This window comes from Pseudomonas mandelii, from assembly GCF_002251635.1.
Lineage (GTDB): Bacteria > Pseudomonadota > Gammaproteobacteria > Pseudomonadales > Pseudomonadaceae > Aquipseudomonas > Aquipseudomonas mandelii_B.
The window spans coordinates 85084-96842 of record NZ_NMOJ01000088.1; the positions used below are offsets into that span (position 1 = coordinate 85084).

Below are 11759 nucleotides of genomic sequence, written 5' to 3' on the forward strand. Positions count from 1 at the left end.
GGATTTGAATAATGCCTATAACCAGATCAGCTAAATTACGCGAGCTATTTGCGAGTTGCCTGGCAAACCAGTGGCATGGACATGATCGCCAAGGCCGCACACCCAAGCCAGACAATGTGCCCGCCGAAATGGCCATAGAGCTGACCGCCGAGTATCGGAGAAAGCAGCGCGCTCGCACTCCAGCACATGGAAAAAAGTCCAAAGTAATGCCCACTCCTTCCTGCGCACGCACGCTGCATAACCAATACGTTCAGAGTGGGCATGAAAAGAATTTCGCCAAGTGTCCAGACAACAGTCGAGAGGCAGATGTAAAACACCCCAGAACCCAACGGCAACATCCCAAGCCCACCGGCTAACAACAGGCTGCCTGCCAGTAGTTGCCGACGCGCCCCCCATTGCTCACTCCAATGAGATAACGGAATTTGCAGCACCACCACCAGTACTGCATTGAGTGCAAATTGCCATCCGATGACTTCAGTACCCAACCGGTAGTAGTCGAGCAAATAGTTGCCCAGCATGCTGTAGACCGGCTCGAAGGCAAGGCCGAGCAAGACAGAAGCCGCCAACAACCAGAGGAATGGTTTATCTCGATAAGGTACGCATGCACCCGAAACCGAATCAGGAGTCTGATCCGGCATCAGAGTTTCTCGATGAAATGTCGCCCGAACAAACCAGATCAAAGCCAACAGCGTCATGGCCGCACTGATAAAAAACACCCAGCGAAAATCAGCCTGCGCCAAGACGCCACCCACAACCCCGGCTACAGCCATGCCCAAGTTACTGGCAACACGACTCAATGACTGCGCGCGAGGCCGCTGCGTAACCCGGCAATACTCCATAATCAAGCGTTGATGAAGAGTACGAATTGCACCATCGAGTGCTCCGCTGAAAAGCAACAAACCAGCCAGCAATGGCACCTCAACGACTAGCCCCAACAAACCCAATATCCATACCGAGGCAAAAAACAACGCGGCGGTGAGGCGTGCCGTGGAGAAATACTCACTGAGCAGCCCGCCCCCCATTGACCCCATCAGCAAACCGGCCCCGTATCCGGATAACAACCAGCCTACGGTTTCAATCGCCAACGCCAACGCCTGACGCAGGTACAACGCCATGAACAGCTTCACCATGGCGCTCAACCGACTGATGAAGATCAACGCAGCAAGCATCCAGGCCATAGGACAGAAATATCCATCAAGCCGGGTCAGGAGGAAGAGCCGACTAGCCATGCCATTGGTCCAGGTTATGGCTCACTTGGCTGGAAATGCCTTTTGAAGCGAAGGGAATGTCCGAACGGATCTCGTGGCCTGCATCGTAGAAGTACTGCGCTTGCAGCCGGCCCTCGGCATCAAGGCCGACAACAGGGTTATTGATCAGAAATTGCCGGGCTGAAGCACCAAGCTTGTGCGCTCGAATCAGTAACCGCCATTGACCGAATGCGTTGTCAGGAACTACGGCCTTAGCCCCAAAGCGTTTCTTGTACTGAAACGTTCCTTTGCTCAAAAATGGTTCGCAGCCCTGGAAGTCGACGCAATCGATGTTCGACTGATGAGATGCCCACTCCAGGATCGCGTGATAGACATAATTCTGCGCTCCATTAACCCGGTAAATTGCTGCGCCATCCCTCACTCCGATCAACCGTGCATTCAAGGTGCGTGTCGACTCATCAACTTGAGAAACACTTCCCGCCACCCAGTCACCCTTTAAACAAACCCGAAACAACACTCCCTGCTTGAACAATTCCAGATACGCCGATTGCTCGGGCACGCTACGGGCAAAGCGCCCGTAACGGGCGCGCATGGTCGGGACATGCATGGAACGATAAAAGGCAAAGAAGTCTTCATCCTTAAGTGACACATCGAAACCAAACCCTTGTCCGACCAATTGAACACGGCGCTTGTTTTCCCGATGGGACAGTTCCCTCTGCACATGCTCCCAATCAGAGGACACATCGACTTTCTGGTGAAGCCTGCTGAGTCCGACAATATCGCCGGGGCGCTGGCATTGTTGGACGACTTCCAGTGGCGCCATCAACAGGCTCGTGTCGGGTTGATTCTGGTTTAGAAAACACTCAAGTTGTTTCCATTCCAGAGTGCCTTCTTGCTCTACAGTCGAATGTTCGAAAAAACATTGATCCACAAAAGGGGCGATATAGATCAGCCCTTCACTCACTCCAACATAAACAAGACGCGCCATTTCTCCAGCCTTGGAGTTGCCCCTGTAAACGCGGAAATGGCAGGGTATTTTCTGAGTGATGGAAAGGTCAGCGCTCATGAGTTACAACGACCACGCAGGATCTCCATCATCTCTTCTGCACCGTCAATGAATGACAGTCCTTCGATGGGCATGGCTTCATCATCACTCTGACAGTAGGAGCCGGATGCATGAATGGTGCAGCCGTCCATGCCCACCAGCAACTCTCGGTCAATTGCATTCAGGCATCCGGAGAGAGCCATCACCAATGACCACTCCTTCAGATCCCGAGGATCCGCGGGCAATCTCACGGGTGTACTCGCTAGCAACTGGACACATTCGCTGTAGCGTTGCATGCACTCATAAAGCGACACGACAATTCCCGAGCCACCATTGGCCCTGACCAATCCGGTCATTTCCACGGCGGTAGGCGGAAGGTGCGTGTAAAAAGTGGGTTCAAGGATCTCATCGGGGTTCCAGGTCGCTGAAGGAAAATGCGCAGACTCCGATTGAACCCATAAGCCGTTGGATTCCTGTGTATAGCCTGGCGTGGAAGCACCCTCGAAGTTTCCGTCGAGTAAATGCAAAACCATGTCACTGGTGGCCAGATGTTGAACCAACAAAAATGACGGAGTGGAAACCTGTGTCCCGTGACGCTTCATCACATCCACACCTGAGCAATATCCCAGAAGACCATAAGCACTCGACACAGCATGCACATGGACGGTTTTTCGATCAGTGTCCCAGGCATCACCCTGTTCGAAATCAAAAAATGCTCGGGCCTGGTCAGAAAACCGATAATTCTCTAGCCGAAGGGAATGCCATAACTTCAACTCACCCAATGGACTGCGACTGAAAAGCTCCTTGAAGTGCTGCCCAACCACCTTCACTGCCTCCGGCGACTCGGCATCAAGGACGAATATAGGGTTCAGCGCACGCAGCCGAGGGTCATCGTAAAGTTCGGTTCTACGCAATTTCCCGATCGTCTGTGCAGGCGTCAATGTGACAATGCGCAATTGTTCTGGATGAACAAGTTTGGCTTTCAATGCACGCAAAACTGCATCACGCAATGCAATGGCTTTGTTGCCGGAAGAAGGGGAAAACAACAGGATGCTGTCGCCGGTGTCCTGAATATGGCGAATGGCACGAGCGACGATCAGCGTCGAAGCAAATGTCTTTGTCGTTTGAGTATTTGCGTTTTGTCTCAAATCGAACAACCGCAGTGGCATCCCACAGTAACGGCCTAACTCAAAAAACTGCGCAGTTGCGACGGAAAGAAATGCCTGCATTCGAGCATCCAGTGCAGGCAATTTCATGGATGGCTCAAATGCGTCACCACAGCTGACTTCAAAATCAGCTGCACTGCTGACAATCAGATCGTAGTACCGCTCCATAATAGAAACGGGAATTTGAGCTCCTTGTGTTGCCTGTACCGCGGTGTTGGTATTCATCACATCCATTTGTCTCGCGCTCCTGCTCGTGGAAAGTCGCTGCTTGCGAAATGTCCTCCGAACGCTAGACGTCAACGATTGCGTTGTCGCGGGAAACAGTCCCGGTAATGAAAAAGCAGAGTCAAGCTACGAAATCAGGAAAAAAGACCTACAGGAAAGCCTTACCCGATCATCGATTCGAACCCGTTTAATGGTCAAAAAAAAGCCCACTGTGTTCACAGTGGGCTTTGGGGTGCGAAAGACGTCAACGAGAATGCGGGCCGCCAGATAAACCGTGACGTCCTGACTACAGGAAAGCCTTACCCGATCATCGATTCGAACCCGTTTAATGGTCAAAAAAAAGCCCACTGTGTTCACAGTGGGCTTTGGGGTGTTATCGCTCAGCGTTTAGTGATGCTCACGCGTCGCACGGAATTTCACATCCGGCCAGCGCTCTTCCATCAGCGCCAGGTTGACCCGGGTCGGCGCCAGGTAGGTCAGGTGACCACCGCCGTCGATCGCCAGGTTTTCTACGGCCTTGTTGGAGAACTCTTCCAACTTCTTCTTATCGCTGCAATCGATCCAGCGCGCGGAGTACACGGTGATCGGCTCGTAGGAGCATTCGACCTTGTATTCCTCTTTCAAGCGGCTGGCGACCACATCGAACTGCAGCACACCGACGGCGCCGAGGATGATGTCGTTGCTGCGCTCGGGGAAGAACACCTGGGTCGCGCCCTCTTCCGCCAATTGCTGCAAACCTTGGCGCAGTTGCTTGGATTTGAGCGGGTCACGCAGGCGCACGCGGCGGAACAGTTCCGGAGCGAAATGCGGGATACCGGTGAAGCCCAGCGCTTCGCCTTCGGTGAAGGTGTCACCGATCTGGATAGTGCCGTGGTTGTGCAAGCCGATGATGTCGCCGGCGAAGGCCTCTTCCAGCTGTTCACGCTCCGAGGAGAAGAACGTCAGGGCGTCGCCGATGCGCACGTCCTTGCCGGTACGCACGTGGCGCATCTTCATGCCTTTTTCGTATTTGCCGGAGCAAATGCGCATAAAGGCGATACGGTCGCGGTGCTTGGGGTCCATGTTCGCCTGGATCTTGAACACGAAGCCGGTGAATTTCTCTTCAACCGGTTCCACGGTGCGCTCGTTGGCAACACGGGCCAGAGGCTCTGGCGCCCAGTTCACCACGGCGTCGAGCACGTGGTCGACGCCGAAGTTGCCCAAGGCGGTACCGAAGAACACCGGCGTCAGTTGGCCATCGAGGAACTCCTGCTGGTTGAACGCGTGGCAGGCGCCCTGCACCAGTTCCAACTGATCGACAAAGCGGTCGTACTCGTCACCCAGGTGGGCGCGGGCTTCGTCGGAGTCGAGTTTCTCGATGATTTTTACATCGGTGCGTTCGTGGCCGTGGCCAGCGGTGTAGACAATGATGTAGTCGTCAGCCAGGTGGTAAACGCCCTTGAAGTCGCGGTAGCAACCAATCGGCCAGGTGATCGGCGCGGCCTTGATCTTCAGGACCGCTTCGATTTCATCGAGCAACTCGATCGGGTCGCGGATATCGCGGTCGAGTTTGTTGATGAAGCTGACGATGGGCGTATCACGCAGACGGCAGACGTCCATCAGCGCGATGGTCCGTGGCTCAACGCCTTTACCGCCGTCGAGGACCATCAGTGCCGAGTCCACTGCCGTCAATGTGCGGTAGGTGTCTTCGGAGAAGTCTTCGTGGCCCGGGGTGTCGAGCAGGTTGACCATGTGGTCGCGATACGGAAACTGCATGACCGACGTGGTAATGGAAATACCCCGTTGTTTTTCCATTTCCATCCAGTCGGAGGTGGCATGGCGGTCGGATTTGCGGGATTTCACCGTGCCGGCCACCGCGATTGCCTTGCCCATCAGCAGGAGCTTCTCGGTGATGGTGGTTTTACCGGCATCGGGGTGGGAAATAATAGCGAAAGTGCGGCGTTTCGCGACTTCGGCGGCCTGGTNGGTCATGGGAAATCGCCTGGCAGGTGATTCAAAAAAGGGCGGCGAGTATAGCGCAAACCGAGCGTTACGGACCACCGCTCGCCCTGTCGCCCATGGCGATTAACGGGACCGTTGGGAGATCAAGGGTGGCTAATTGCTGCTAATTATGGAACCTTTTAAAAGGTGCAGACGTCCACTCCCCTGCTACCGCACTCGTAACAGGGGCTGAAAAATCAGCAAGTTAGCCTGACGAGGCTGCGCTTATGGCTCGATCTCATGCGGTTTTACCAGCATGAAGAGCTGCTTCTCGCGAACGTCGATATCCCGGCAGCCAGTGATGGCATTGCCACAAAGGACTGCGTTCGCCGACAAAAGAAAAAAAGGAGTCCGCCTGTGGCTATTCGCTATGGCAAAGGGCTGATAGGAGGAGCGGTTGTCGTCGCTCTCCTGGCCCTGCTGGTCCACTGGATCGGCATCAACACGATCGAACTGTACCGCGACGATTTGTTGTTTTACCTGCAAGCACACCTGATCCTCGTTCTTGTCTCCATGCTGGCCGCCCTCGTTGTAGGGATCCCCGCCGGTATCCTGCTTAGCCGACCGAACATGGTCGGGCGCGCAGAACGTTTCATGCAAATCTTCAACATCGGCAACACCGTCCCTCCCCTGGCCGTACTGGCCATCGCCCTCGGCGTCCTTGGCATCGGCAGTGGCCCGGCCATCTTCGCGCTGTTCCTCGCCTCCCTGTTGCCCATTGTGCGCAACACCTACGAAGGCCTGAAAAACGTACAGGGCTCCCTGAAAGAAGCCGCCNTCGGCATCGGCATGACGCCGCGCCAGGTGCTGTTTCGCGTGGAATTGCCCAACGCCGTGCCGATCATCATCGGCGGTGTGCGTGTGGCTCTGGCGATCAACGTGGGTACAGCGCCGCTGGCCTTCCTGATTGGCGCCAACAGCCTGGGCAGCCTGATTTTCCCCGGCATCGCCCTGAACAATCAGCCGCAATTGCTGCTCGGCGCCGCGTGCACCGCGCTGCTGGCGTTGCTGCTCGACGGTCTGGTGACCATGGCCAGCCGCCTCTGGCTGGAACGCGGGTTGCGTCCGTCTTAAGCCTCGGCAAAGGAATAAACATGAAGAAATTAAGCTTTCTAATAGGCTGCGTCCTGCTGTTCTCGGGAATCGCCCAAGCCGCTGAAAAACCAGTGATCCGTATCGGCGCCCGGGTGTTCACCGAACAGACCTTGCTCGCCGAAATCACCTCCCAATACCTGCGCACCAAGGGCTACGACACCCNCGTGACCGGCGGTCTGGGCAGTAACCTGGCCCGCAGCGCCCACGAAAGTGGCCAGTTGGACCTGATGTGGGAATACACCGGCGTTTCGCTGGTGGCTTACAACCATGTCACCGAAAAACTCGACAGCGCCCAGTCCTACGCCAAGGTGAAAGAACTCGACGCGAAAAAAGGCTTGGTCTGGCTGTCGCCATCGAAATTCAGCAACACCTACGCNCTGGCNCTGCCGGAAAGCACCGCGAAGGCCTACCCGCAGATCAACACCATCAGCGAGCTGAACACGGTGCTGCAAGCTGAGGCGAAGACCGATCATCTGGTCGCCCTGGACACCGAGTTCGCCAACCGTTCTGACGGCATGGCCGGCATGGTCAAGCTGTATGACATGAACCTGACCCGCAAAAACACACGGCAGATGGACGCCGGGCTGGTCTACACCGCGCTGCGTAATGGCCAGGTGTTTGCCGGGTTGGTCTACACCACCGACGGTCGCTTGAATGCCTTCAAATTGAAGCTGCTGGAAGACGACAAGCATTACTTCCCGGACTACACCGCCGCGCCCGTGGTGCGTCAGGTTTATCTGGACGCGCACCCTAAACTGGCGGAAGAAATAAAGCCGCTGGCTGAACTGTTCGACGACGCCACCATGCGCGAGCTCAATGCGCGGGTCGATGTCGATCACGAAAGCCCTTCATCCGTTGCCGCCGATTTCCTGCGCCAGCATCCAATGCTTTCTGTCCATTAAGGCCGAGGAGAAAAAGACATGGAATTTCTGAACGCCTTTTCCCATCTTGATTGGGCCCAAGTCCTGCACCTGACCTGGCAGCACATCACCCTGGTCGGCATTGCGGTGATCCTGGCGATTGTCGTCGGCGTGCCCCTCGGCATCCTGATGACACGTTTCCCGACACTCGCCGGCCCGTTGCAAGCCAGTGCCACGGTGTTGCTGACCGTGCCGTCCATCGCCTTGTTTGGCCTGCTGCTGCCGTTCTACTCCAAGTTCGGCCAGGGCCTGGGGCCGATGCCGGCGATTACCGCCGTGTTCCTCTACTCCCTGCTGCCGATCATGCGTAACACCTACCTCGCCCTCACCGGCGTGGAACCTGGTATCCGCGAAGCCGCCAAAGGCATCGGCATGACCTTCGGCCAGCGCCTGCGCATGGTCGAACTGCCCATCGCCGTGCCGGTGATCCTCGCCGGCGTGCGCACCGCCGTGGTGATGAACATCGGTGTGATGACCATTGCCGCCACCATCGGCGCCGGCGGCCTGGGTGTACTTATTCTGGCTTCCATCAGCCGCAGCGATATGTCGATGCTGATCGTTGGCGCCGTGCTGGTCAGTCTCCTGGCCATCTTCGCCGACCTGCTTCTGCAATGGCTGCAACGCTCGCTGACTCCAAAAGGACTGCTCAAATGATCGAACTTCAAAACCTGACCAAGACTTTTCAAAGCAACGGCAAAACCGTGTCCGCCGTGAACGACGTAAGCCTGACCGTCAATGAAGGCGAGATTTGCGTATTCCTCGGCCCGTCGGGCTGCGGCAAGAGCACCACGCTGAAAATGATCAACCGCCTGATCAAGCCCACCTCGGGCAAGATCCTGATCAATGGCGAAGACACCACCGACCTCGACGAAGTGACCCTGCGTCGCAACATCGGCTACGTGATCCAGCAGATCGGCCTATTCCCGAACATGACCATCGAGGAAAACATCGTGGTCGTGCCCAAGCTGCTCGGCTGGGACAAGCAGAAATGCCACGACCGCGCCCGCGAATTGATGAGCATGATCAAGCTGGAACCCAAGCAGTACCTGCACAGGTACCCGCGTGAGCTGTCGGGTGGCCAGCAGCAGCGGATCGGTGTGATCCGTGCGTTGGCGGCCGATGCACCGTTGCTGCTGATGGACGAGCCGTTCGGTGCGGTCGACCCGATCAACCGCGAGATGATCCAGAACGAGTTCTTCGAGATGCAACGCGCGCTGAACAAGACCGTGATCATGGTCAGCCACGACATCGACGAGGCCATCAAGCTGGGCGACAAGATCGCGATCTTCCGCGCCGGCAAGCTGCTGCAGATCGACCATCCGGACACCTTGCTGGCGCATCCGGCTGACGAGTTCGTCAGCAACTTCGTGGGCCAGGACAGCACCCTCAAGCGCCTGCTGCTGGTTAAAGCCGAAGATGCGGCCGACAACGCCCCATCGGTGAGCCCGGAAACCCCGGTGGCGGATGCGCTGGAGCTGATGGATGAAACTGACCGTCGTTATGTGGTGGTCACCTGCGCCGAGAACAAGGCGCTGGGTTATGTACGACGTCGCGACCTGCACCGTCAGACCGGTACCTGTGGGCAATACCTGCGGGAATTCAACGCCACGGCGGCGTACGACGAGCATTTGCGCATCCTGTTGTCGCGCATGTACGAGTTCAACCGCTCGTGGTTGCCGGTGATGGATGCCGAGCGGGTGTTCCTGGGGGAGGTGACTCAGGAGTCGATTGCCGAGTACCTGAGTTCCGGTAAGTCGCGTGGCGGTAAGACCAGTATTGTGTCGCCTGCCGAGACAGCGTTGGCCTGATCTGACGCCACTCAGTTCAAAAATGTGGGAGCGGGCTTGCTCGCGAATACGGAGTGTCAGTCACTGAATAGAGTGACTGATGCACCGCTTTCGCTCCATTATTACCTCATGAGCGACGTACGGGCGACGCGGTTCAAGGCTCCAGGTCGCCTTGTTCGCGGCGATGTCAGGGGAATCAAGATGACAGGCGAGTTGACGGCGCATGGTGCTGCCGATGTGATCGAAATTCCATTCCTTACTGGAATTGTTAGCCGCCAGATTGGCTAATTCCGCAAATACCACATTTGTTTTCCCCACTCCGGCTTTCCTTCCGCACTCGGTTGGTGTCACCGTCAGTGATGAGATGGTTCCCAGCACTGGCTCTTTGTAGTCGTCAATCCACACAGCCTTCTCGATGTATTTGTCACAGGACCGATTGTCGACCGGCGGTGCAACGACCTGATCGCCCGGGTAATAGGCAAATTTGGCATCCTCGACGATCGTGCGCGGCATTTGTACTTTTATGACTGGTTTCCAGCCGCCTTTACCAGATGGAATCTCCTCGTTCCATCTACGCTGGTCATCCTGAGCGAGCGCGCGACCCGCGAAGCTTTTGCCATTCGTCTCAACGAAGTCGATGCCACCGATATACGTAAATGCTGCGATAGGCAGTGCCTTAAATACCTGATTTGCAACTGTCGCCGGGTTTGTATCATCTGGGTCGGGAGAATCAAAATGGGTCCTGCTGAGGTTCCAGTCTCTTTTCCAAAAATTATCGTCAGGCCAAACGCGCAGTCGCAACTCCGTCTGAGTGGTTTGAGCTCTGATTTTTTCTTCAGGATCATGGGCTATCAATTTCCGCCCTTCAATAAAGGCATTAAAAGCATCCGCCTTATTGAACGTTCCAAAATAATCTGCGGTCGTATCGAACCCACATTGAAATCGATGAGCCTTGATAGGATCCGGATCCTTGGTCTGACGATCAAAATAAGCCATCCAGCCCGAGGCGCTACTGATCTTAAGCTTTTGACAATAATCCTCTTGAACACCAACGGTATTGTTGATGTCGCCATCCTGAAAATAATCACCACAACCGTTATTGTTTCGATTATAAGTCCAGGCATCAATAGGAAACGCACAAAGCACTGTGACTTTGAATTGGTCATTTTCATTTATAAAATCATTAGGTATCAAAGCAAAACCATTAAACTTAAGCAAACCCAGACCATCGTATTCCGCGTCCTTGCGCAGATAGGAAGCAGACACGCCTCCATTGGAAACAACACCGTTGCCACCCGCCTCAGCGTTATGCGAGTTCGGACCAGCATTCCATGGACGGAATACTTTTTTGCTGTCCGTCCCCCGAAGAATCAATCCGGAACAGTCAGATGCAAGCCTTCCGCTGCCACAATCCCTGGCGGTGAGACGATACCAATACTCCATCAGCGTTGCCGCATCTGTGCCGGGACTTGCTTGCAAGAGAGGAGAGCCAGCGGCAACTCCTACCATCAAAGTGACGCGCGCCGCTTTTAACAATACATTATTAAACACATTAGTCTCCCATTGCGTTATTTAGGAAAACGCAAGACACGTGCGAAATCCGACACACTAAAACGCGCAGGGAAGTACTCACCCTAATAATGGCAATGCATCTATGACCGTACGAGCGAATTCCATTCGATCGAAATTTTCAACTCACTTTCGATCTCGAGTATCGGATAGATGAGGAGAGCGATCTACTGACACAAATAACAGGTTACAGTAGTTTTTAATATCATTTTCGAAACACCCGGAAAGTTTAGATTACCTTTTCGACTATAGAGAGATATTCAAACGATCATTACTTATGCGGTGCTCAATTTGTTTCCGTGGAGGGGATCCGCATGAAGATAACTCAAGTCGCCTGATCTGACGCCTTCGCGAGCAAGCCCGCTCCCACATTGGATCTGTGCATCAACACAAATCCCCTGTGGGAGCGGGCTTGCTCGCGAATGGCAGCACCACAAATCCCCCAGAAACACCTCAAATATCCCTGTAAAGGGAACATCACACTGTCATGCAGGTCGGTTACATCAGTAACTGTCGGGGACCGCACGACGGAAGCGTGCAAAAACGCGACATTTTTAGTTGATCTATGGCCCCTCACGTCCTAAAGTTCGCGCCGAACGTCCATGCTGGAAACGATCCATCCGGCTCAAGTACTGACGACGAGACAGCAAGGCCAAGGGACTCGGTTATCCCATGGCCTTTTTGCTTTCGGCGACATGCCTTGGGAAGTAGGCGAACCAAAGTGGGGATACGGAGGACGTTCATTTGCACCCATTGNTAATTTC

Annotated in this window: 9 protein-coding genes; 4 read left to right on the forward strand and 5 right to left on the reverse strand. The window is 55.1% G+C overall.

Features of this window, described 5'->3' with window-relative positions:
* Nucleotides 1-44 precede the first annotated feature (44 nt).
* From B7L09_RS12875 to B7L09_RS12890, 4 genes are all read right to left on the reverse strand, one after another.
* A complete protein-coding gene (locus tag B7L09_RS12875; protein WP_094469143.1) occupies nt 45-1229 on the reverse strand; it encodes an MFS transporter in 1185 nt (394 codons plus the stop codon).
* Nucleotides 1222-2274: a hypothetical protein gene (locus B7L09_RS12880; protein WP_255141946.1), complete on the reverse strand. Its 1053-nt coding sequence runs from the start codon at nt 2272-2274 to the stop codon at nt 1222-1224. The genes B7L09_RS12875 and B7L09_RS12880 overlap by 8 nt, the downstream gene beginning before the upstream one ends.
* The gene (locus B7L09_RS12885) at nt 2271-3653 is read right to left on the reverse strand and encodes a DUF6002 family protein (RefSeq protein ID WP_094469144.1); all 1383 of its coding nucleotides are present in this window, start codon (nt 3651-3653) and stop codon (nt 2271-2273) included. The genes B7L09_RS12880 and B7L09_RS12885 overlap by 4 nt, the downstream gene beginning before the upstream one ends.
* 378 nt (nt 3654-4031) lie before the next feature.
* Nucleotides 4032-5615, reverse strand: a complete 1584-nt coding sequence (locus B7L09_RS12890) for a peptide chain release factor 3 (RefSeq protein ID WP_094469145.1) — start codon at nt 5613-5615, stop codon at nt 4032-4034.
* A 366-nt stretch (nt 5616-5981) separates the two neighbouring features.
* Between B7L09_RS12890 and B7L09_RS12895 the strand changes: the two genes are divergently transcribed.
* The 4 genes from B7L09_RS12895 to B7L09_RS12910 all read left to right on the forward strand — a co-directional run bounded on the left by B7L09_RS12895 (nt 5982) and on the right by B7L09_RS12910 (nt 9447).
* Nucleotides 5982-6698, forward strand: coding sequence for an ABC transporter permease (locus B7L09_RS12895; protein ID WP_094469146.1), 717 nt, complete (start codon nt 5982-5984; stop codon nt 6696-6698).
* A 20-nt stretch (nt 6699-6718) separates the two neighbouring features.
* Nucleotides 6719-7621 (forward strand): glycine betaine ABC transporter substrate-binding protein, encoded by a 903-nt coding sequence (locus tag B7L09_RS12900; protein WP_094469147.1) that lies wholly within the window; start codon nt 6719-6721, stop codon nt 7619-7621.
* Nucleotides 7622-7639: 18 nt separating this feature from the next.
* Nucleotides 7640-8293: an ABC transporter permease gene (locus B7L09_RS12905; RefSeq protein WP_094469148.1), complete on the forward strand. Its 654-nt coding sequence runs from the start codon at nt 7640-7642 to the stop codon at nt 8291-8293.
* A complete protein-coding gene (locus B7L09_RS12910) occupies nt 8290-9447 on the forward strand; it encodes an osmoprotectant ABC transporter ATP-binding protein OsmV (protein WP_017138294.1) in 1158 nt (385 codons plus the stop codon). The genes B7L09_RS12905 and B7L09_RS12910 overlap by 4 nt, the downstream gene beginning before the upstream one ends.
* 60 nt (nt 9448-9507) lie before the next feature.
* On the opposite strand, the gene B7L09_RS12915 is transcribed toward B7L09_RS12910, so the two are convergent.
* Nucleotides 9508-10977 carry a DUF2599 domain-containing protein gene (locus tag B7L09_RS12915; RefSeq protein ID WP_255141948.1) on the reverse strand — a complete coding sequence of 490 codons (1470 nt, stop codon included), beginning with the start codon at nt 10975-10977 and terminating at the stop codon, nt 9508-9510.
* Nucleotides 10978-11759 lie beyond the last annotated feature (782 nt).